The organism is Saccharothrix saharensis (genome assembly GCF_006716745.1).
Taxonomy (GTDB): domain Bacteria; phylum Actinomycetota; class Actinomycetes; order Mycobacteriales; family Pseudonocardiaceae; genus Actinosynnema; species Actinosynnema saharense.
The window spans coordinates 7,788,850-7,810,673 of record NZ_VFPP01000001.1 but is presented as its reverse complement, the minus strand read 5'-3'; the positions used below and the strand labels follow the sequence as shown (position 1 = coordinate 7,810,673).

15 protein-coding genes and 1 pseudogene are annotated in these 21,824 nt (G+C 71.9%); 6 read left to right on the top strand and 10 right to left on the bottom strand.

What is annotated here, in order from left to right:
* Window positions 1-21: 21 nt before the first annotated feature.
* Window positions 22-789, bottom strand: a complete 768-nt coding sequence (gene fabI, locus FHX81_RS35605) for an enoyl-ACP reductase FabI (RefSeq protein ID WP_141982879.1) — start codon at window positions 787-789, stop codon at window positions 22-24.
* 43 nt (window positions 790-832) lie between these two features.
* Window positions 833-1,537, bottom strand: coding sequence for a beta-ketoacyl-ACP reductase (gene fabG, locus FHX81_RS35600; RefSeq protein WP_141982878.1), 705 nt, complete (start codon window positions 1,535-1,537; stop codon window positions 833-835).
* 92 nt (window positions 1,538-1,629) lie between these two features.
* Between fabG and FHX81_RS35595 the strand changes: the two genes are divergently transcribed.
* Window positions 1,630-4,269, top strand: coding sequence for an FAD-binding and (Fe-S)-binding domain-containing protein (locus FHX81_RS35595; protein WP_141982877.1), 2,640 nt, complete (start codon window positions 1,630-1,632; stop codon window positions 4,267-4,269).
* Here the strand turns inward: FHX81_RS35595 and FHX81_RS35590 are convergent.
* A complete protein-coding gene (locus FHX81_RS35590) occupies window positions 4,266-4,751 on the bottom strand; it encodes an ester cyclase (RefSeq protein ID WP_342787242.1) in 486 nt (161 codons plus the stop codon). The genes FHX81_RS35595 and FHX81_RS35590 overlap by 4 nt on opposite strands.
* A 191-nt stretch (window positions 4,752-4,942) precedes the next feature.
* Between FHX81_RS35590 and FHX81_RS40950 the strand changes: the two genes are divergently transcribed.
* Window positions 4,943-5,113: a hypothetical protein gene (locus tag FHX81_RS40950; protein ID WP_170232290.1), complete on the top strand. Its 171-nt coding sequence runs from the start codon at window positions 4,943-4,945 to the stop codon at window positions 5,111-5,113.
* Here the strand turns inward: FHX81_RS40950 and cutA are convergent.
* Window positions 5,091-5,414, bottom strand: a complete 324-nt coding sequence (cutA, locus tag FHX81_RS35585; protein ID WP_141982876.1) for a divalent-cation tolerance protein CutA — start codon at window positions 5,412-5,414, stop codon at window positions 5,091-5,093. The genes FHX81_RS40950 and cutA overlap by 23 nt on opposite strands.
* 114 nt (window positions 5,415-5,528) lie before the next feature.
* Between cutA and FHX81_RS35580 the strand changes: the two genes are divergently transcribed.
* Entirely contained in the window at window positions 5,529-6,923 is a 1,395-nt protein-coding gene (locus FHX81_RS35580; RefSeq protein WP_141982875.1) for a tetratricopeptide repeat-containing protein, read from the top strand.
* A gap of 48 nt (window positions 6,924-6,971) precedes the next feature.
* Here the strand turns inward: FHX81_RS35580 and FHX81_RS35575 are convergent, their stop codons facing one another.
* The 6 genes and pseudogenes from FHX81_RS35575 to FHX81_RS35555 form a co-directional block, all read right to left on the bottom strand.
* The gene (locus tag FHX81_RS35575) at window positions 6,972-7,970 is read right to left on the bottom strand and encodes a LacI family DNA-binding transcriptional regulator (protein ID WP_141982874.1); all 999 of its coding nucleotides are present in this window, start codon (window positions 7,968-7,970) and stop codon (window positions 6,972-6,974) included.
* Window position 7,971: 1 nt separating this feature from the next.
* On the bottom strand, window positions 7,972-10,503 hold the full coding sequence (locus FHX81_RS35570) for a beta-glucosidase family protein (RefSeq protein ID WP_141982873.1): 2,532 nt from the start codon (window positions 10,501-10,503) through the stop codon (window positions 7,972-7,974).
* Window positions 10,504-10,772: 269 nt separating this feature from the next.
* Window positions 10,773-13,712, bottom strand: coding sequence for a glycoside hydrolase family 48 protein (locus FHX81_RS35565; RefSeq protein ID WP_141982872.1), 2,940 nt, complete (start codon window positions 13,710-13,712; stop codon window positions 10,773-10,775).
* 118 nt (window positions 13,713-13,830) lie between these two features.
* Window positions 13,831-16,773: a glycoside hydrolase family 9 protein gene (locus FHX81_RS35560; RefSeq protein ID WP_141982871.1), complete on the bottom strand. Its 2,943-nt coding sequence runs from the start codon at window positions 16,771-16,773 to the stop codon at window positions 13,831-13,833.
* A 216-nt stretch (window positions 16,774-16,989) separates the two neighbouring features.
* Window positions 16,990-17,277 carry a cellulose binding domain-containing protein gene (locus tag FHX81_RS42375; RefSeq protein WP_281291790.1) on the bottom strand — a complete coding sequence of 96 codons (288 nt, stop codon included), beginning with the start codon at window positions 17,275-17,277 and terminating at the stop codon, window positions 16,990-16,992.
* 87 nt (window positions 17,278-17,364) lie between these two features.
* Window positions 17,365-19,200, bottom strand: a pseudogene (locus FHX81_RS35555) (glycoside hydrolase family 3 protein); the annotation flags it as partial.
* A 427-nt stretch (window positions 19,201-19,627) separates the two neighbouring features.
* Here FHX81_RS35555 and FHX81_RS35550 point away from each other — a divergent pair.
* The 3 genes from FHX81_RS35550 to FHX81_RS35540 all read left to right on the top strand — a co-directional run bounded on the left by FHX81_RS35550 (window position 19,628) and on the right by FHX81_RS35540 (window position 21,795).
* Window positions 19,628-21,040, top strand: a complete 1,413-nt coding sequence (locus FHX81_RS35550) for a glycoside hydrolase family 6 protein (RefSeq protein WP_141982869.1) — start codon at window positions 19,628-19,630, stop codon at window positions 21,038-21,040.
* A gap of 84 nt (window positions 21,041-21,124) precedes the next feature.
* Window positions 21,125-21,394: a hypothetical protein gene (locus tag FHX81_RS35545; protein WP_141982868.1), complete on the top strand. Its 270-nt coding sequence runs from the start codon at window positions 21,125-21,127 to the stop codon at window positions 21,392-21,394.
* Window positions 21,395-21,405: 11 nt separating this feature from the next.
* Window positions 21,406-21,795 carry a YchJ family protein gene (locus FHX81_RS35540; RefSeq protein WP_141982867.1) on the top strand — a complete coding sequence of 130 codons (390 nt, stop codon included), beginning with the start codon at window positions 21,406-21,408 and terminating at the stop codon, window positions 21,793-21,795.
* The last annotated feature ends 29 nt before the right edge of the window (window positions 21,796-21,824 follow it).

Below are 21,824 nucleotides of genomic sequence, written 5' to 3'. Positions count from 1 at the left end.
CACGCCGACCCGGTCCGCGCGTCAGAGGCCCAGGAAGTGCACGCCGCCGTCGACGAACACCATCGAGCCGGTGGTGGCCGGGAACCAGTCCGACAGCAGCCCGCACACCGACTTGGCGACCGGCTCCGGGTCGTCCACGTTCCAGCCGAGCGGCGCCTTCTCGCCCCACATGGCCTCGAGCTGGGCGAAGCCGGGGATCGACTTGGCGGCCATGGTGCGCACGGGACCGGCCGAGACCAGGTTGACGCGGACGCCCTGCGGGCCGAGGTCGCGGGCCAGGTAGCGGTTGATCGCCTCGAACGCGGCCTTCGCCGGGCCCATCCAGTTGTAGGCGGGCCACGCCTGCCGGGCGTCGAAGTCCAGGCCCACCACCGAGGAGCCGGGGCCCATCAGCGGCAGGGCGGCCTTGACCAGCGCCTTGTAGGAGTAGGCCGAGACGTGCACGGCCGTGGCGACGTCCTCCCACGGCGCGTCCATGAACGGCGCGCCCAGGCACGAGGGCGGGGCGTAGCCGATCGCGTGCACCACGCCGTCCAGGCCGTCCACGTGCTCGCGCACCCGGTCGGCCAGCGTGTCCAGGTGCTCCTGGTTCTGCACGTCGAGCTCGACCACCGGCGCGGCCTGCGGCAGGCGCTTGGCGATCCGCTCCACGAGGCTCAGCCGGCCGAAGCCGGTGAGCACGACCTGGGCGCCCTGCTCCTGCGCGACCTTGGCCACGTGGAAGGCGATCGACGCGTCCGTGATCACACCGGTGACCAGCAGCCGCTTGCCTTCGAGCAGTCCCGTCACTGAAACCCGTCCTCCGAAATGTTGTGCTCTGGTACTGGCTGGTTCAGTGGCCCATGCCGAGGCCGCCGTCGACCGGCAGCACCGCGCCGGTGATGTAGGCGGCGGCGTCGGAGGCCAGGAAGGTGACGGCGGCGGCGATCTCGTCGGTCGTGCCGTAGCGGCCCGACGGCACCTGGGCGAGGATCTGCTTGCGGCGCTCCTCGGGCAGCGCGTCGGTCATGTCCGTGGTGATGAAGCCGGGCGCGACGACGTTCGCGGTGATGTTGCGGGCGCCCAGCTCGCGGGCGATCGACCGGGCCACGCCGACCAGGCCCGCCTTGCTGGCGGCGTAGTTGACCTGGCCCGCGCCGCCCGTGAGGCCGACCACGGAGGAGATGAACACGATCCGGCCGTAGCGCTTGCGCAGCATTCCCCTGGACGCGCGCTGCGCGACCCGGAACGCGCCGGTGAGGTTGGCGTCGAGGACGCGGGTGAACTGCTCGTCGGTCATCCGCAGCAGCAGGGTGTCGTCGGTGATGCCGGCGTTGGCCACGACCACCTCGACCGGCCCGTGCGCGGCCTCGACCTCGGCGAACGCCGCGTCGACCTCGGTCGAGCTGGTCACGTCGCACTTGACGCCGAGCAGGCCTTCGGGCGCGCCGGACCCGCGGTGCGTCACCGCGACCTTGTCGCCCTGCGCGGCGAACGCCCGCGCGATCGCCAGACCGATGCCCCGGTTGCCACCGGTGACCAGAACGGACCTCGACACGCTTGCTCCCATCGCTGCTGGTTGATGCGGGCGAGGCTATCCCGTACCCCGGAGTACGCCACCATCGGCCGGAGGTGGATCACAATCGGCCGGTGACCGGTTTCGTCGAACGACTCACGACCGAGGTCGACGGCGACGTGCTCGCCGCCCCGGGCGACCGCGCGCTGTACTCCGTCGACGCGTCCAACTACCGCCACGTGCCGACCGTCGTGGTGCGGCCGCGGTCGGTGGACGGGGTGGTGGCGGCGGTCGGGGTGGCCGTCGCGCACGGCGTGCCGATCACCAACCGGGGCGCGGGCACGTCGATCGCGGGCAACTCGGCGGGCGCGGGCCTCGTCATCGACTTCTCCCGGTACCTCGACCGGGTGATCTCGGTGGACCCGGTCGACCGCGTCGCGGTGGTGCAGCCCGGGGTGGTGCTGGACCGCCTCAACGACGCCGCCCGGCCGCACGGGCTGGTGTTCGGCCCGGACCCGTCGACCCACTCCCGCTGCACGCTCGGCGGCATGATCGGCAACGACGCGTGCGGCGCGCACTCCGTCGCCTGGGGCAAGACCAGCGACAACGTGCGCGCGCTCGACGTGCTGCTGACCGACGGCCGCCGGTTCGACACCCGCACTCCCCCACCGCTGGACCTGCCGGCGGTGGACCCGTCGTGGTTCCCCGCGCTGGACCGGCGGGTGTCGGGCTACCGGCTGGACGCGCTGCCGGACCTGACCCGGGCGCTGGTCGGCTCGGAGGGCACGTGCGCGACCGTGCTCGGCGCGACCGTGGAGCTGGTGCCGGCGCCGCCGCGCCGGGTGCTGGCCGTGCTCGGCTTCGACGGCCCGTACGACGCCGCGGACCTCGCGCCGCAACTGCGTGAGCTGGACGTGCTCACGATCGAGGGGCTGAACGCCGAGCTGGCGCGGGCGGCGGGCGACTCGCGGCTGCTGCTGCCGCGCGGCGAGAGCTGGCTGTTCGTGGAGACGGCGGAGGACTCGGTCGCGCACCTCGCCGCCGCGCTCGCGCCGCACTCCGTGGTGGTGACCGACCCGGCGCGGCAGCGCGCGCTGTGGCGGGTGAGAGAGGACGGCGCGGGGTTGGCGACCCGGATGCCCGACGGCGGCGAGGCGTGGTCGGGCTGGGAGGACGCGGCCGTGCCGCCCGACCGGCTGGGCGCCTACCTGCGCGACTTCGACGCCTTGCTGGCCGGCCACGGCCGGCGCGGCATCACCTACGGCCATTACGGCGAGGGCTGCCTGCACGTGCGGATCGACTTCGACTTCCGGCGCGGGCACCGGTCGTTCCTGCAGGACGCGGCGGACCTGGTGGTGGCGCACGGCGGGTCGCTGTCGGGTGAGCACGGCGACGGGCAGGCGCGGTCGGAGCTGCTGCCGCGGATGTACCCGCCGGCCGCGATCGAGGCGTTCGGGCGGTTCAAGGCGGCGTTCGACCCGGACCACCTCATGAACCCGGGCCGGATCGTGGCACCCGCGAAGCTGGACGACGACCTGCGGGTGCTGGTCGCGCCACCGGTGATCCCGACCCGGGCGGCGCTCGCGCTGCGCGCCGACGGCGGCGACCTGGCGGCGGCGACGCGGCGGTGCGTGGGCGTGGGCAAGTGCCTGAACACGTCCGGCGGGGTGATGTGCCCGAGCTACCGGGTGACGAAGGAGGAGAAGCACTCCACGCGCGGCCGGGCGCGGCTGCTGTTCGAGATGCTGGGCGGGCAGGTGGTGCGCGGCGGGTGGCGGTCGGAGGAGGTGCGCGACGCGCTGGACCTGTGCCTGGGCTGCAAGGGGTGCAAGCGCGACTGCCCGGTGGACGTGGACATGGCCACCTACAAGGCGGAGTTCCTGCACCACCACTACCGGGGACGGGTGCGGCCGGCGGCGCACTACTCGATGGGGTGGTTGCCGCTGTGGCTGCGGCTGCGGTTGGTGAACGGGGTGACGGCGCGGTTCGGGCGGTTCGCCGGGGTGTCGCCGCAACGGCCGCTGCCGACGCCGGTGCGGTCGTTCCAGTCCCGGTTCACCCCGGTCGGCGGCGGTGACCGGGTGCTGCTGTTCCCGGACACGTTCACCAACCACTTCGAGCCGGGCATCGGGTTCGACGCGGCGGCGGTGCTCGGCCACGTCGGGCAGGCGGTGGAGGTGCCGGAGGGCGCGGTGTGCTGCGGGTTGACGTGGTTCTCCACCGGTCAGCTCGGGGTGGCGCGGCGGGTGGTGCGGCGGACGGCACGCGTGCTGCGGCGGTGGACGCGCGACGGCGTCCCGGTGGTGGGGTTGGAGCCGAGCTGCACGGCGTTCCTGCGGTCCGACGCGCTGGAGGTCGCCGGGGACGACCCGGACGTGGTGCGGCTGGCCGGGTCCGTGCGCACGTTCGCCGAGCACGTGTCGCCGCTGCTGGAACCGGTGCCGGGCGAGCGGCGCGCGGTCGTGCAGCCCCACTGCCACCAGTACGCGGAGCTGGGGCTGGACGCCGACCGGGAACTGCTGGCCAAGGCCGGGGTGGGCGCGTCCCTGCTCGAGGGATGCTGCGGCCTGGCGGGCAACTTCGGGTTCGAGCGCGGGCACTACGACGTGTCGATGGCGGTGGGTGGGCAAGCCCTGTTCCCGGCCGTGCGGTCGGCCGACGCGGGCACGGCGGTCGTGGCGGACGGGTTCAGCTGCCGCACGCAGGTCCGCCACGGCACCGACGCGGAACCCGTGCACACCGCCACCCTGGTCCGGCGGCGGTTGGGGATCTAGGAGTCGGTCCGGGTGGCGACCCAGTACTCGGCGAACCGGCCGTCCCGCACGCGCAGGATGTCGTGGCCGACGAACCGCATCGGCCCCTGGGCCGTGCGACCGCGGCCGGTCCACCGCGCCGCGACGAGGTCACCCTCGACCACGGGGCCGACCTCCAGCGCGAAGGACAGGTCGGTGAACATCGCGTGGGTCTCGCGGACGACGGCGGCGAGGTCGGCGGGCCCGGTGACGTCGCGGTCCGGCCAGTGCCCGACGAAGTCCTCGGTGACCAGGTCGGCGGCCACGTCGCGGTTGCCGTGCCACAGCTCGTCGAGCCAGCGGCGGTACAGCTCGTGGATCGACACCATGGGGGTGGGGTTGCCCGGGGCCGACGGGGTCAACCGGGTGTCACGGGTGCGGCCGCCCCCGGCGGACAGCGACACCGCGTCGGCCGGCTCCAGCAGGTCCGCCACGGCCACGTCGGCACGGCGAACGGGGGCCACCCCGCTCAACCGAGGGAGCACGGCGGACAAGACGATCGCGGTGGTCGGCGCGACCGGGACTCGCGTGGATCGGCCGCACCGAGGACCTGGCCGGCGACGAGCTGACCCCGGTCGCCATCGCCGCCGCGATCTCGGCCGCCACCGGGCGCGAGCTGTCGTAGGAGCAGGTCCCGATCGAGGTCGTCCGACAGGTGGGCGGGGACTTCGCCTACGCCAACGAGTGGCTGGACGAGCGCGGCTACCGGGCCGACGTCGCGGCCACCCGCCGGCCGCACCCCGGCCTGCTCGACCCGCGCGCCTGGCTCGCGGCCACCGGGGCCGCGCTGGTCACCGCGTACCTCAGCGGCGGGTCTGCTCGGTGACCCAGGCCAGGTAGTCCGCGTTGCCGCCCAGCACCGGCAGCGCCAGCACCTCGGGCACGTCGTAGGAGTGCCGCGCCTCGACGAACTCGGTCAGCTCGTCCACCCGGTCGTACGCGGTCTTGATCCACAGCTGCCACTCGCGGTCGTCGTGCACCTCGCCGTCCCACCGGTACACGCTCCGGACGGGACCGCTCACCTGCACGCACGCAGCCAACCGCGCCTCCACGATCGCCTTCGCCAGCGTGCCCGCCGCGTCCTCGCTGTCGGTGGTGGTGATGACCACGACGTGGTTGTCGCTCATCCACCGGAGGGTAGCGGCGGACGGCCGGCCGCGGCGGGCCGTGGAACGCTCGGCGCGCCGGACCCGATACAGACGACGACACACGGCCGCGTGCAGAACGGTGGAGCTGAACCCATGACAGTCGATACCGGTCCGACGGCCGGCGGCACCCCCGACGCCGACGTCATCTTCGTCGCCATGCCCGGGACCGTGCGCGGTCCGAACGCCGGCTGGACGAACGTCGAGCAGATCAAGAAGCACCTGTACGAACGGGTCGCGCGCGAGGTCGGCGAGGAGATGGGCCGGCGTTTCCGCGTGCGCGTCGAGGTCGACGAGTACCGCCCGGGCAACATCCACCAGTCGATGTTCGGAGCGGCCCTGCACGCGCCGGTCTACATCGCCGACCTCACCGGCTTGAACGCCAACGTCTACCTCGAACTCGGTGTCCGCTGGGCCGTGCGCGACAACGTGACGGTGCTGACGTGCCAGAGCCTCCAGGACGACCTGGCGTTCAACGTGGCCCCCAGCAAGGCGGTCGAGTACGGCAACGACCCCGAGAAGCTGGAGACCGCGTGCAAGCGCATCGTGGAGATGATCGTCAAGGGGCTCAGGAACCCGGACCACGTCGACAGCCTGGTGCGCCAGGGCACCGAGCTCGTCGCGGTCGGACGTCGAGAGTTGCGGGAGCTGCGCGACGAGAACGCGCGGCTGCACCACCAGCGCGGCGAAGACCTGATCACAGCCGCGCGGACCGCGTCGCACGACCAGCGCGTGGACCTGCTCCGCCAGGCCGTCGAGGTCAACCCCGCCAACGCCGAGGCGCACCTCCTGCTCGGCGAGGCGGCCATCGCGGCCGACGACCACCCCACCGCCATCACCCACCTGACCAGGGCGGTGTCACTCGACGAGACCGACAGCCGGGCATGGCGCCAGTTGGGCGTCGCGCAGAGCAAGCACGGTTCGCTCGACGCTGCCGCGCACTCGGTCCAGCGGTGCATCGCGCGTGCACCGGACGACGCCGAAGCGCACGCGATCCTCGGCGGCATCCACCGTCGCCGGGCCCGAAGCCACTACGACGACGCCGGCGTCTACGACTTCGCCGCGCTGCGCCAGGCACGGGACGCCTACGCCGAGGCGGGCCGGATCGACCGCCGCGACACCTACCCCCTCATGAACGTCGTCCGCTTGGACCTCTTGTTGGCGGGCGACGACGGGGACCTGTGCGCGCGGGCCCTCGCCGCCGCCGACACCCTGACCGGGCTCGCGCGCTACAGCGCCATGGAGGAAGGCCACCGGGACAGGTGGAAGTGGTTCGACTACGCCGACGCCCTGGCGTTCGCCGGCCAGGAGCGGGAGGCACTCGCCGCCGCCCGCCGCGGCCTCGCCCTGTTCGAGCCGCCGCACCGCAGGGCCGCCGGGGTCACGGCGGCGGACCCGTTGCAGGACATCGTCAACCACACGCCCCTCCCGGCGGAGGTCGACGCCGCCGTCCGGGCGCTGATCGACGCCTACCGCTCGCCGGAGGGGTGAGCACCGCTCGGCCACCCGAACCCGCCGCACCGCCGGGCCGGGACGACGTCACCGGGTCGTGCTGGCCCGTTCGGTGAGCCGCGGCGGCAGCAGGGTCAGCGGGGGTGTCGGGGTGCGGTCCAGCTTGGCCATCAGCAGCGCCACCGCGTGGTGGCCCAACTGCTCGGCCGGGACCGCCACCGACGTCAGCGGCGGCATCAGGCGCTCGGCCTGGTCGTCCGGGCAGATCGCGATCACGGCGACGTCGTCGGGCACCTTGCGCCCCAACGACCGCAGCACCTCGACCACGGACGGCAGCGCGGCCTCGTTGTGCACCACCAGGCCCGTGACGGCGGGGTGCCGTTCGAGCAGGCCGGTGATCGCCACCCGGACCGAGTCGTGGTCGGTCTCGGTCGGCAGGGTCGTCGACGAGACCCCGCGCCGCATCGCCGCCGCGCTGAACCCCGCCATGGTGCGGTGCGCGAACCCGGTGTCGCGCTGGTAGACCGCGCGGGGCGCGCCGACCAGCGCCACGTAGGTGTGGCCCAGGTCGGCCAGGTGGTCCACGCACCGCGAACCCGCCTCGGCGAAGTCCAGGTCCACGCACGTCAACCCGGCCGCGTCGGCGGGGAAGCCGATGAGCACCGACGGCCGGTCCAGGTCGCGCAGCACGGGCACGCGCTCGTCGTGCATCTCCACGTCCATCACCAGCAGCCCGTCGACCTGGGCGCTGCCCGCCACCCGGCGCAGTCCGGCCGCGCCCTGGTCGGCGGTCACCAGCAGCACGTCGTGGTCGTGCCGGCGGGCCGCGTTGGCGACCGCGACGACGAACTGCATCAGCACCGGCATGTGCATGCCCTCGCGCATCGGCAGCACGAGCGCCAGCACGTTCGCGCGGTTGCTGGCCAGGGACCTGGCGCCCGCGTGCGGGTGGTACCCCAACGCCCGCACGCTCGCCTCGACTCTCGCCTTGGTGGCCGAGGAGATCGAACGGCGGCCCGTCAGCACGTACGACACCGTGCTGGGCGCCACCCCGGCGTGCCGGGCGACATCGGCGATCGTGACCATGTCAGCGCACCTCCTTCACGCGCACGCCCGCGATGCGGGCGGTGAGCACCAACGACGTGCCGACGAACGAGATCCGGGTGCCCGGCGGCGCGGACCGCGACCCCGGCACCACGTCGTGGAACGAGATCCACGCGCCCTCGCCGGTGAACACGACCTCGTCGTCCACCAGCCGCACGCCGTCGCAGTCGTCGAAGTCCGACGCCGGCAGGACGCCCGCCCTCGGCGCGATCCGCTCCCCCGGCACGTCCACCACCAGCCGCGACCGGATGTCCCGCGACGACGAGCCCGCGCACAGCTCGTACCGCCCGGCCTCCACCACCCGGCGGCCGGTCGTCACGTCCCAGTGCCACAACCGGTCGGTCCGCAGCCGCACCACCGCCGTCTCACCCGGCGCGAGGAACACCCGCTCGAACGACTGCAGCTTGCGCACCGGCTGGCGCACCCGCGAGTCCAGCGCCGACGAGTACAGCTGCACGACCTCCGCGCCCGCCACCGCGCCGGTGTTCGTCACCGACACCGCGGCCACGCCGTCCGCCCACGCCAGGTCGGCGTACTCGAACGTGGTGTAGCTCAACCCGTGGCCGAACGGGAACAGCGGCTCGCCGGTGAAGTAGAGGTACGTGCCGCCCGCGCGGATGATGTCGTAGTCGAAGATGTCCGGCAGGTCGTCGTCGGAGCGGTACCAGGTCTGGGTGAGCCGGCCCGACGGGCAGAACGCGCCGAACAACGCCTCCGCGACCGCCCGGCCCTGCTCCTGGCCGCCGTGCGCGGTCCAGACGACGGCGGGCAGGTGCTCCTCCTCGCCGTCCAGCGAGTACGGGTAACCGCTCACGAGCACCAGCACCGTGTTCGGGTTGGCCTCGCGGACCGCGCGCACCAGGTCGAGGGACGGCAGGCGCAGCGTGGCGCGGTCCTCGGTCTCCCGGCCGTTGACGTGCGGGTCGTTGCCCAGCACCAGCACGACGGTGTCGGCCCGTGCCGCGACCTCGGCCGCGGCGGCGACGCCGTCCACCACGCGTTCGACCCCGAACGGGACGGTGTCGGTGCCGTGGACCTTGTTGCGCAGCACCACCCCCGCGTCGGTCAGCCGCGGCTCGAACAGCTCCCGCACGTCCCAGCCGCCCGGCGCGGTCGCGGTGGCGACCAGCGAGCCGTCCTCGGCCACGCCGAGGTAGCGCCGCGAGCCCACGTCGCGCAGCGTCCACACCCCGCCGCCCCAGTGGAAGCGGTCGAACAGCGCCCGCTCGCCCAGTCCCACGACGCCGCCGCGCACACCGAGGTAGCGGCCGTCCGCCGCGCGCAGCGCGATCCGGTCGACGCCCTCGGCGTAGGCGACCGAGGAGGCGAACTCCTCCAGTCCCCTCCGAACGGTCACCTGGTAGGGCAGCGTGCCGCTGTACCAGTCCTCGAACAGCGCGTCGGCGTGCGTGCCGATCACCGCGAGCCGCGAGCCGCGCGCGAGCGGCAACGCGGAGTCGTTGCGCAGCAGCACGACCGCCTTCCGCGCGGCTTCCAGCGCCAGCTCGCCGTGCGTGCCGATGACGTCGGAGGTGATGGCGGCGTAGGGGTTGTCGTCGACGGGGTCGAACTCGCCGAGCCGGAACCGCAGCGCCAGCACGTTGCCCACCGCGCGGTCCACCGCCGACCGGTCCAGCAGGCCGTCCTTGATCGCGGTGGTGACGCTCTCGACGGTCAGCGAGGGGTCGGCGTCCTGGTCGGTGAAGCTGTCCACGCCCGCGTCGAGCATCGCCGCGTGCGCCTCGGCGTGCGTTGGCAGGTACGCCTGCAACCCGGCCACGTTCGACGGCGCGTACGCGTCGCTGACGACGGCGAGCCCGTTCGGGGCCCACCTCCGCAGCTCCTGCCCGATCAACGGGCTCAGGTGCGCGGGCCGGCCGTTGACCAGGTTGTACGACGGCATCACCGCCACGGCCGCGCCCGCCTCGACCGGGCCGCGGAAGCACGGCAGCTCGTACTCGTGCAGCACGCGCGGGCGCAGGTCCGACGACGTGACGCACCGGTCGTCCTCGTTGTTGTAGCCGAGGAAGTGCTTCAACGTCGGCGCCGTCCGCAGGTAACGCGGGTGGTCCCCGCGCAATCCCGACGCGTACGCCGTGCCCATCGCCGCGGTCAGCGTCGGGTCCTCGGAGTAGCCCTCCTCGTTGCGCCCCCACCGCGGGTCGCGCAACGGGTTCACCACCGGCGCCCACACGTTCAGCCCGTGCGCCACCGGGTCGCGGTGGTGGAAGCCCCGCGCCTCCACGCCGACCGCCTCGCCGACCCGCCGCACCAGGTCGGTGTCCCACGACGAGGCCAACCCGACCGCTTGCGGGAACACCGTGGCCGGACCCAGCCACGCCACGCCGTGCACCGCTTCCAGTCCCGTGCGGAACGCCGCCAGCCCCAGGCGCGGCACGGCCGGCTGGTGCTGGTGCAGCAGCGCCACCTTCTCCTCGTCGGTCAGCCGGCCGAGCAGGTCGGCCACCCTGTCCTCGACCGGCAGGCCCGGATCTCGGAACGGCAGCGGGTCCACGGCACACCTCTCGCGGTCGTCGAATTGTTCGAAAGTGCAGCTCACTCAATCGAATCGTTTCGATCGCTGCGACAACGGCGCCGACCGGGGGTCAGCGGGCGGGGTGCCAGAAATGTGGCACAGCTCTCTCGCCGGCGTCAACACCGAAGTTCCGGAGTTGTTCCACCGACGGGGCCACGTCGAACAGAATCGACGATCGAGACGCTCCGCGACACGCCGAACACCCCCCTCACCACGTCGTGAGGGGGGTGCCGGCGACCTTCGCGGGTCTACCCGAACAGCTCCACGTGCAGCTGGAACGCCGTGGCGATCTCAGCTTGCGCCCAGAACCGGTGGTAGGTGAAGGTCGGCGCGGGGCCGCCGTCCAGGTACGCCTGGACCTTCGGCCAGTCCTTGTCCTGCTTGAACATCGAACGGATGTCCACGAAGGACACACCCGGCTTGATCTGGTCGCCGTTGGGCATGGTGCCCGTCCAGCCCGACGGAACGTACGGACCCTCGCGCGTCGTCGTGTTGTAGACGTCGTCGAAGCGGTTGTAGTCCTTGCGCTCCTCGGGCACCGTGATGCCCTTGTCGGTCTTGTGCGCCAGCAGCGCCGTCAAGAGGCCCTCACCGACGGTCTTCGCCTGGGCGTTGCCCGACTCGGCCGCGTAGTTGAGGAGCGTCTTGGCGTAGGACGCGGCGATGCCGACGTCCTGGCTGTAGTTGAGCACCCTGACGCGCAGGTTCGCGTTGGCGCCGGGGTTGGTGGCGTTCCAGTTGTCCGGCGCGCCGGTCCACTCCAGGTCCGACGGGATCTGGAACTGGCCGTTGGTGCCGATGGTGGTGTTCGCGATCGCCCAGGGGACCCACTTGTCGAGGATCTTCTTGGCGGCCGCGTTGCCGGTCATCTCGTACAGCGCCGCGGTGCGCTCCATCTGCCACGCCTGGAAGCCGAACCAGCGGTTCGACGGCGGGTCGCGCCACACCGGGTGGGCGTCGTAGAACATGCCGTAGAAGGTCGGCGTGCCGGCCGGCGGCTGGCTGTACGAGCCTTCCCACGTGTTCGTGACACCACCGGCGATGGCGCCGTCGGCGGACTGCAGCCACGTCAGCAGCTCGAGCTGACGGGTCATCGACGTGGCCCAGTCCTGCTGACCGGTCGTCGACTTCGGCTTCAGGGCCGGCTCGTTCGCCAGCGCGTAGGCCGCGAGCGGGTTCTGGTAGCCCTGGTGCGAGGCACCCGAGCCGATGCGCCAGGCCCAACCCGCGGACGTGTCGGTGGCGCCGCCCCACGCGTAGTACCAGGAGATCAGGTAGTGCGCGCTGTCCTTGCCCGTGCCGCCGGGGCAGGAGGAGGCGCTGGTGCAGTTGCCGATCTTCTTGAAGTACTTGTCGAACAGCGAGTAGCGCAGGTAGTCACCCATCTTGGCCGCCTTCGCGACCTCGGGGGCGATCTCGGCGACCTTGCCCTGCTCGGTCGCCCACCGCTGGGCCAGCAGCGCCACCTGCACCGCACGCGCGTCGGCGTCCGGGGCGTTGGTGTACTTGTACTGCTTGGCGTAGCTGGCGTCCTTGGTGAACAGGTCGAGGTAGCCGTTGCGGCCACCGTGCGCGAAGGTGTCGCACGACGGCTGCGGGATGGTCTCCCACACCGACTCCGACGAACCGCGCTGGTAGGTGTTGATGTAGGCGGGCGCCGCGTCGGACTCGTCACCGCACCGGCCGAAGCCGTAGGTGTTGTCGACGTCCATCAGCCAGTGCATGCCGTAGATGTCGTCGGTGCCGTACGCCGACTTCAGCTCGGCCGCGATCGGGTCGCGACCCACCGGCACGTTGGACTCCAGCTGCGACGGGTACAGGTCCATCCGCGGGTGCTCGGGAGCGTAGGTCGCGGGCTTGGACGGGTCGTACTTGTTGTTGGTCGGCTGGTCCGCCGTGGCCGGGATGATGTACTTCTCCATCGAGGCCCAGGCCTTCTTGAACGAAGACCAGTCCTCGGTGATCCGGGCGTAGCTCGCTTCCAACCACAGGTAGTAGCTGAACGCCTCGGACGTGGTCTGGTGACCGTGGTCCGGAGCCTCGACCATCAGCGTCTCGATCGAGTGGTACGGCACCTTCAGGCCATCGGAGAAGGTGCGGAAGTAGCCGCTCGCCGGGTCGTGGATCTTGGCGTAGAGGTCCAGGAACTCCTGCTCGAACGTGGAGGTGTTGGCGCTGGTCTCCCTGACTTCCACCGACGCCGCCGTCACACCGGTGGCGCTCGCGGTGAACGTGGCCGTGGCCAGGTCGCCGCCGTTGGCCGCCGAGGTGACCGTGACGTTCTGCTTGGTCGCCCAGTTGCTCGGCGTGAACGTCAGCGACGCGGGACCGGCCGTGAGGTCGGTGCTGCCGGCCGAACGCGCCACGGTGACCGTCACGTTCGCGGTCGGCGCGGTGGCCAGCGAGACGCCGAAGGTGCCGGTGCCGCCCTGCCGCACGCTCAGCGACGGCGGGCTGACCTGGATCGCCTGGCCCGCGATGACGCGGATGCTGGCGATGCTGGAGTTGCCGATGCCGCCCTTGTCGTCGGTGGCGCGGGCGACGATCGCGTGCTCACCCACGCTCGCGCCGGTCCACGAACCCGTGTACGGGGCGCTCGTGTCGGTCGCGACGACCACGCCGTCGGCCAGGAACTCGACCTTGGCGACGGTGCCGTCGCTGTCGGCCGCGGTCGCCGCCAGCGGGATCGCCTGGCCGGACTGGAACGTCTGCGCGGTGGTCGGCGACGTCAGCGACACCGTCGGGTCGACGTTGACGTTCGGCCCGGTGCACCGGGTGCCGTTGAGGGCGAAGTCCGTGGGCGGCCGGTTCTGGCCGGTCCACGAGCCGTTGAAGCCGGGGGTCACGGAGGCGCCCGTGCCCAGGTTCGGCGCCCAGCCCGGCGCCGCCACGGTCACGACGCTGCCGCTCTGCGAGAACGTGCCGTTCCAGCCCTGCTGAACGCGCTGGCCGTCCGGGAAGGTCCACGTGAGGCGCCAGTTGTTGACCTGGTCGCCCTCGTTGCGAATGGACACGTTGGCGCCGAAGCCACCCTGCCACTGGTTGGTGACCTGGTAGTTGACCGTACACGCGACGGCCGCGTTCGCCACCGGCGCGACGAACGGCATAACACCCGCGGCGGTCGCCGCCGCGGCTATCAGCGCGAGCGGACCGGTGCGCAACCGTCCCGCTCTGGTGCGGTACCTCATGCGTCCTCCTCCTGCACGGATCAGCCATTGACCCGCGAGCTTGAAAAAGCGGCGTGGCGGAGAGTGGAGTCGGCACGGGACGCCTGGGCGCGCAGAACGCCCCGTGCCGAGACTGGTGCTAGGGCTCGGTGCCCCAGGTGAGGGAACCGCCGGTGTAGGCGGTCACCCGGTCGAAGTCGGTGAGGGTCGCGCTGACCCGGTAGCTGTGGTCGTCGGCCTGGTTGAAGGTCGACCAGTCGGACTTGGCCACCCGCAACTGGATGTCGCCGGTGCTCGCACCCGCGGCGAGCGTGCCCGCGGTGAACGACACCTGGAGGTAGGAGTCCGCGCCCGGCCGCGCGTCGGGCAGCTTCACCACGGTGGCGCGCACGTTGGCGCAGCCGACCACCGCCCAGTCGCAGAACACCTGGTAGTTGGCGTTGGCCGTGTCGCCGGTGAACCAGTACCGGAGGGTGACCGCGGACCGGTCGACCGCCGCCGCGCCGCGGTTGACCAGGGCGAGCGTCGCGCCGATCTGGTTGGCCGAGGCCGAGCCGTTGCCGCGCTGCTGCACGGCGATCGGGCCGGTCGGGCCGCCGGTCGTGGTGCGGAACGTCACCGCCGTGCTCGCCGCGGAGGCGTTGCCGGCGGCGTCGCGGGCGCGGACGGCGAAGGTGTAGGCCGTGTCGGCGGTGAGGCCGGTCAGCTGGTGGCTCACGCCGGTCGTGGTGGCCGCGACCGAGCCGTCCGCGCGCAGGACGTCGTAGCCCACCACGGCGTTGTTGTCGGTGGAGGCGGTCCAGCGGATCGTCGCGCCGGTGCTGGTGATCGCGGAGGCGGTGAGTCCACTCGGGACCGTCGGCGCCTCGCGGTCGCCGTTGTCCGCCACCGTGATCACGATCGGCGTGCTCGCCGCCGACACGTTGCCCGCCGCGTCCTTGGCCCGCACCGAGAAGGAGTGCGAGCCGGGCGCGAGACCGGAGAGGGGGAACGTCGGGGTGGCCGTGGCACCTACGACCGTGCCGTCCGCCCGCAGCACGTCGTAGCCGGCCACCCCGACGTTGTCGGTGGAGGCGTTCCAGCCCAGGGTGAAGGTGTTGTTCGGACCGGCGACCGCCCGCAGCCCGGTGGGGACGGTGGGCGCCTCGCGGTCGACCACCGCCGGGCCGGGCTCCTTGCCCCACTGCACCGCGCCGTCCTGCACGAGCACCAGGCGGTCGGTCAGCGCGACCGTGTTGCCCGTGCCCAGGCCCTCGTAGGACCAGTCGTTGGACGGGTCCCAGGAGCCGGCGCTGGTGATGCGGAACTGCACCTCGTGCTTGTGCGCGGACTGGCCGCCCGGGTACACGCCGGGGCACGGCACGTCCACGTAGTACACCGAGCCGCTGTGCTGCTTGGGCGCGCTCGGCGTGCCGCACTGGTTGTAGTTGGTGGTGACGGTGATCTGGCTCGGCGTGGTGGCGCCGTCGAGGGTGAAGTAGTAGCGCAGCGAGCCGTTGAACATCCGGGCCGGCCACGCGGTCTTGTTGAAGACGAACGCCTTGATCTCGGTGAAGCCGGTCGCGCTCTGGTTGACCGACGCCTGCACGGTCAGCTCGGGGCCGTCGGTGGCCTCGGCGACCGGGAAGTTGGCCAGCGGCGTGCCGCCGTACTCCTGGTAGAGCCGGGCGAGCGCGCCGGTGAACGCGGCGTTGTAGTCCAGCGCGACCTCGTTGGCGACGAAGTCGGTGCGGTCGTCCTTGTACGCGTCGTTGTTCGTGCCGGGGCCGCCGACCAGCGCGCCGTACAGGACGTGCCTGCTGGTCACGGGGTCCTGCATGGTGTCGGCCCACGCGCCGTGCGCGGTGCGGTGGTGCGGGTTGCGCGGCGGGTTGGCGCCGAAGCCGACGACGTAGCTGGCGCTGCGCGGGTTGTCGCCCAGCGCGTAGTTGATCTGCCGCACGCCGAAGTCGTGGTAGGTGGCCGCCCTGGCGGCGTCGCGCTCGCGCAGCCAGTCGCTGTAGACCAGCGCGACGAACGCGGTGTTGGCGGCGTACCGCAGCGAGCCCCAGGTGTCGAGGTGCGCCTGGCCGCCCGGCGAGTACCGCACGCGGTTGCCGTTGTAGCCGGTGGTCCAGTAGTCCAGCCACCGGTTGGCGTCGGCGACGTACTCGGCCTCACCGGTCAGCTTGGCCAGCAGCGCGTAGGCGCCGTAGGACTTGTCGTCCCACGCGATGGTCCAGCGGTACGAGCGCGTCGTGGTCTGCGGCTCGGTGGACAGCTTGGGGTACTCCGCCTTGGCCTTGGTCAGGTAGCTCGCGTCACCGGTGGCGCGGTAGAGCCAGATCGCGCCCCACACCAGCTCGTCCTGGTAGCCGCTCCACGAGTTGTAGAAGTTCGCCGAGTCGGTGATGCAGGAGCTGTACTTGCCGCGGTAGGTGTCGGCGAAGGTGTAGAGCTGCTTCGCGTGGGTCAGCAACGTGGCCGCGTAGGTCGGGTCGGTCGCCTTGAACACCATCGAGGCCGACGCCATCGCCGCCGCGTACTCGCCCGCGAGGTCCGAGCCGGGGCACGAGGCGTCCACTTTGTACGCCGGGCGGGCCATCTGCATGACCTCGGCCGCGCCCCACCACTTGTGGTCGTCGTCGCCCTTGCCGACCTGCCCGTACACCACGTTCGGCGACGGGTGCGCCTTGATGATCCAGTCCGTGCCCCACTTGAGGTTGGCCATGAGGTGGCGCAGCTGACCCGAGTTCTCGTAGGCCTCGCGGTTCTCCACCGCGCCCCACGCCAGCATGGTCATCGTGGCGCCGAACGGGAGGCCGAACTTGACGTGGTCGCCCGCGTCGTAGAAGCCGCCCGAGAGGTCGATCCCCACGTCGCTGCCGTCGCGCAACGCCGAGTCGCCGCGCCAGTTCACCCGGTTGTCCGCGGGCAGGTCGCCGGACCGCTGGGCGTCGTAGAACCAGATCGACTTCTGCAGGGCCTCGCCGTAGTTGAACGCGGGCGCGGCGGTCGCGGACGGCTGGAACGGGGTCAGCGTCAAGGCGCTGACCAGCACAGCGAGCGTGCCGGCCAGTGCTCCGGACATGCGTCGTCGCATGCGGTGCCTCCGAGGGGCAGGGCGGTGGAGGTTTTCTGGGAGCGCTCCCAGTCCGGGACTGTAACCGCACAGAAACACCGTGAAAAGAGGGTTCAACCACAAAGCCTTGACAACTACGACCTGAAGGCCTTCAGACCCTGGGCCGAATGTCCGCGATCGCTGGGCCGAACGACGCAGCGTAGGGGAGCGCTCCCAGAAAGTGATCACGGCGGCGTGCTACCTCACCCGGCAGGTCAGCTCGGGCGTCGACGTCGCGCCACTCGCGGTGTACCCGAAGGACCCCGAAGCGCCGGGTGCGAGCGTGCCGTTCCAGCCGACGTCGTCCACGGACACCGACGTGCCGGTCTGGGTCAGCCTGCCGTTCCAGAGCGAGTTGATCGTCTGGTCGCCGGACTTCGCCCAGGTGACCGTCCAGCCGTTGAGCCGGGCGGTTCCGGTGTTGGTGACGGTCACGTCGGCCTGGAACCCACCCTGCCACGAGGACGTCACGCGGGCCGTGGCCACGCAGCCGCCCGGCGGGGGCGCGGTGGTCGTGGTGGTGCTCGTGGTGGTGGTTGTTGTCGTGGTCGTGCTGGTGGTCGTGGTCGGGCCGTAGCTCAGGCCGTGCCCGAACGGGTACAGGGCGGCCTTGCCGTCACCGACGTTGATCGGCTGCTGCGAACCGCTGTTCATCCAGGTCACGGGCAGCTTGCCGGTCGGGTTGTAGTCGCCGAAGAGCACGTCGGCCACGCCGCGGCCTTCGGTGCCGGGCAGCCACGCGGCGAGCAGCGCGTCCCAGTCGCCGACCTGGTTCGCGATGTCCATCGGACGCCCCGACACCAGCACCACGACCACCGGGATGCCCGCCGACCGCAGCCGATTGATCGTCTCCAGGTCCTCGCGGTCCAGCCCCAGGCCGTACGGGCGGTCGCCCTGGCCCTCGGCGTACGGGGTCTCCCCCACCACCGCGATGGCCGCGGTGTACGAGCCGTCCACCCCCGCGCCGTACCGGTCGTGGGTGATCGACGCACCGGAGCCGACCAGGTCGCGGATGCCCTGCAGGATCGTCGTGCCGGGGGTGACGTTGCCGCTGCCGCCCTGCCACGAGATCGTCCAGCCACCGCTCTGGTAGCCGATGTTGTCGGCCGACTTGCCCGCGACGAAGTACTTCCCCGACTTGCGCAGCGGCAGCACGCCGTCGTTGCGCAGCAGCACCTGCGACTGCCGCACCGCCTGGCGGGCCAGGTCGCGGTGCGCCGCCGAGCCGACCGTCGAGGTCAGCGACCGGTCGGTGAGCGGGCGCTCGAACAGGCCGAGCTCGAACTTCTTGGTCAGGATGCGGCGGTTGGCGTCGTCGATCCGGGCCGTGCTCACCCGCCCGGCCTGCACCTCGGCCTTGAGCAGGCTGGTGAACCGCTGGTAGTCGGTCGGCACCATGACCATGTCGATGCCCGCGTTGACCGCGGCGGCGACCTCGGCGCCGGTGAACCCGGTGGCGCCGTCGAGCTGGTCGATGCCCGCCCAGTCGGAGACCACGAAGCCGGTGAAGCCCAGCTCGGTCTTGAGCAGGTCGGTGATCAGGTAGCGGTGGCCGTGCGCCTTCACGCCGTTCCAGCTGCTGTAGGAGATCATCACCGAGCCGACGCCGCGGTCCACGGCGGCCCGGAACGGCGGCAGGTGCACCGAGCGCAGCTCCTGCTCGCCGATCCGCGCGTCGCCCTGGTCGTCGCCGCCCTCGGTGCCGCCGTCGCCGATGAAGTGCTTGGCCGTGGCGAGCACGGAGCTGGGCGTGCCGCCGAGGGTCGCGCCCTGGAGGCCGTCGATGTAGCTGGTCATCGCGGTGGGGATCTCCGGCACCTCGCCGAACGACTCGTAGGTGCGACCCCACCGGTCGTCGCGCGCCACGCAGAGGCAGGGTGCGAAGTTCCAGTCGATGCCGGTGCCCGCGACCTCCTCGGCGGTCGCCGCGCCGATGCGCTCGACCAGCCCGGGGTCGCGCGTCGCGCCCAGGCCGATGTTGTGCGGGAAGATCGTCGCGCCGCGCACGTTGTTGTGCCCGTGCACGGCGTCCACGCCGTAGATCAGCGGGATGCCCAGCGGCGTGGCCGTCGCCGCGCGCTGGAAGCCGTCGTACATGTCGGCCCAGGCCTGGGCCGTGTTGGTGGCCGGCGCGGAACCGCCGCCGGACAGCACCGCGCCGATCCGGTAGGTGGCCAGGTCCGAGGTCGACCTGAGCGCGCCGCGGTCGACCTGGGTCATCTGGCCGACCTTGTCGTCCAGCGACATCCGGGCGAGCAGTTGCTCGACCCGCGGGTCGGCCTGGGCCGCCACTTGCGCGGTGGCGACCGGTCGCAGGGTGGGCACCAGCACGGTGGCGGCGAGGGCGACGGCCGCCAGGAGGGCCGTCGTCGCGGCCACCGCGACAGGTCGGGAGGGAGTGCGCGTCATTGCGTTGCCTCCGGGTCGGGAACAGGGCCCGAGAATGGGCTGGGAGCGTTCCCAGACTAGGAATGTCCGGTTTAAAGCACCAGGCTTGGGCTTTTCGGACCAGCGGGACCACGACCGCACGGCGTAATTCGACAACTTTTTCGACATCAACTTCGAACATGCCGTGACCCGGATCTCACTCACTCGATCGGCCCAGTGGAGGCGGGAAAACATGACCGAGCGTGGCGAACACCGCGTTCATCGGCGGGCGACCGGTCTCAGGTGCTGTTCATCCGGCGTTTTCTTCACGGACCGTATAAACCGGCGTGAGGCGCCGGCCGATCACGCCCTCTTTTCTTCACCGTTTCCCACTGGCTACAGTCCTGCCACCTGGGAGCGCTCCCAGGTCAAGTCAGCCCCCGTTCAGCACCGACGCTGCGAGGACCCGATGCGAGCACACACCACCCGCGACCGCGGCCACGACACCCCACGTCCTCGGCACAAGGCCAGGCTGGCGACCGCCGGCGCGCTCTCCAGCGCGTTGGTGGCCAGCGCGGTGGCCCTGGTCCTCGGCGGTGGCGCGACGACCGCCCAGGCGGCCGACTCGGCGTTCTACGTCGACCCGAACACGTCGAGTGCGAGGTGGGTCGCGGCCAATCCCGGTGATTCGCGTGCGGCGGTGATCCGTGACCGGATCGCGTCGGTGCCGGCGGCGCGGTGGTTCACCACGACGAACACCTCGACGGTGCGTTCGGAGGTCGGTTCCTACGTCGGTGCGGCGGCGTCGGCGGGGAAGATCCCGATCCTGGTGGTCTACAACATCCCCAACCGCGACTGCGGTGGTGCCAGCGGTGGTGGCGCGCCGTCGCACTCGGCCTACCGGGCGTGGGTGGACGAGGTCGCGGCGGGGTTGGCCGGTCGGCCGGCGGCGATCGTGCTGGAGCCGGACGTGCTGCCGATCATGAGCAACTGCCAGAGCGAGAGCCAGCAGTCGGAGACCCGGGCGTCGATGGCGTACGCGGGCAAGAGGCTCAAGTCCGGGTCGGGGCAGGCGAAGGTGTACTACGACATCGGCAACTCGGCGTGGTTGAGCCCGTCGGAGGCGGCCAACCGGTTGCGTGCGGCCGACATCTCCAACAGCGCCGACGGCATCGCGTCCAACGTGTCGAACTACCGGCGCACGTCCGACGAGGTGGCCTACACCAAGAACATCCTCAACGCCCTGGGCGACGGCAGGCTGACCGCGGTGATCGACACCAGCCGCAACGGCAACGGCCCGCTGGGCACCGAGTGGTGCGACCCGGCCGGGCGCGCGATCGGCACGCCCAGCACGACCAACACCGGCGACTCCCGCATCGCCGCGTTCCTGTGGGTCAAGCTGCCCGGCGAGGCCGACGGCTGCATCGCCCAGGCCGGCCAGTTCGTGCCACAACGCGCCTACGACCTGGCCATCGCAGCCGGCCCGACGTCCACCACCACCACGACGACCACCACTACCTCCACGACCACCACTACTTCCACGACCACCACCACGACCACCACTCCCCCTCCAGGGGGATGCCGGGTGACGCACCGCGTGGTGAGCCAGTGGTCGGGCGGTTACACCGGCGAGATCGTCATCGAGAACCGGGGAGCGGCGATCAACGGCTGGACCCTGACGTTCTCCGCGCCCGGTGTGACCGTTTCCCAGGGCTGGAACGGGACGTGGACCGACGGCGGCGACATCGTCCGCGTCGGTAACGCGGCCTGGAACGGCGGACTCGCGACCGGTGGTACCGCGACCATCGGGTACAACGCGAGCTTCAGCGGCGGTACCCCACCGTTCACTTCTCCCACTTTGAACGGTGCGGCGTGCGGCTGACGCCGTAGCCGGCCCTCGAAGCGGCCCCCCTCCCCGACTGGCAGTCAACGGGAGGGGGGCCGCTTCCTCTCTTATCCTGGTCCCGTGACCGAACCGATGTCCGCCGCCGCGCGCGAGGCGCTGTCGACCGACCCGTCCGCGCCCGCCGACGCGGTCGCGGCGCTCGCCGACGACCCGAGCCCGGTGATCCGCGCGAACCTGCTCACCAACCCCGCCGTGCCCGCCGACCTGCGCTACCAGGTGCACGCGTCGTTGGCCGCGGAGGCGGCGGCCGGTGACCGGGAGGCGGAGAACGCGCTGGCGTGGGTGCGTTACGACCGCTCCGGCCGCACCGCGTGCGACACGCCGGAATGAGCGGGCCCGGGATGAGCGGGCCGGGGAAGGCGGGCCGGTGCCCGTGCGGCCGGGGCGAGCCGTACGACGAGTGCTGCGGGCCGTTGCACCGGGGTCGGCGCAAGGCGGCGACGGCCGAGGCCCTCATGCGATCCCGCTACAGCGCGTTCGCGGTGGGCGACGAGGACTACCTGCTGGCCACCTGGCACCCCGGCACCCGCCCGGCCTCGCTCGACCTCGACCCGGAGCAGCGCTGGACGCACCTCGAAGTCCTGTCCCGCACGGGCGGCACGCCGTTCCAGACGACCGGCACGGTCGAGTTCCGCGCCCACTACCGGTGGCAGGGCCACCGCGACGAGCTGCACGAGAACAGCCGCTTCGTCCGCGAGGACGGCGTCTGGTTCTACGTCTCCCCCGCCTGAAACACCGGCCGCCCGCGGGACGATCTACC

Bases quoted from the DNA above. Each gene is read 5' to 3' on its own strand.
- FHX81_RS35575 (WP_141982874.1), bottom strand. From the start codon at position 7,970: ATGGTCACGATCGCCGATGTCGCCCGGCACGCCGGGGTGGCGCCCAGC.
- FHX81_RS35550 (WP_141982869.1), top strand. From the start codon at position 19,628: ATGCGAGCACACACCACCCGCGACCGCGGCCACGACACCCCACGTCCT.
- FHX81_RS35580 (WP_141982875.1), top strand. From the start codon at position 5,529: ATGACAGTCGATACCGGTCCGACGGCCGGCGGCACCCCCGACGCCGAC.
- FHX81_RS35560 (WP_141982871.1), bottom strand. From the start codon at position 16,773: ATGCGACGACGCATGTCCGGAGCACTGGCCGGCACGCTCGCTGTGCTG.
- cutA (WP_141982876.1), bottom strand. From the start codon at position 5,414: ATGAGCGACAACCACGTCGTGGTCATCACCACCACCGACAGCGAGGAC.
- FHX81_RS35565 (WP_141982872.1), bottom strand. From the start codon at position 13,712: ATGAGGTACCGCACCAGAGCGGGACGGTTGCGCACCGGTCCGCTCGCG.
- FHX81_RS35540 (WP_141982867.1), top strand. From the start codon at position 21,406: ATGAGCGGGCCGGGGAAGGCGGGCCGGTGCCCGTGCGGCCGGGGCGAG.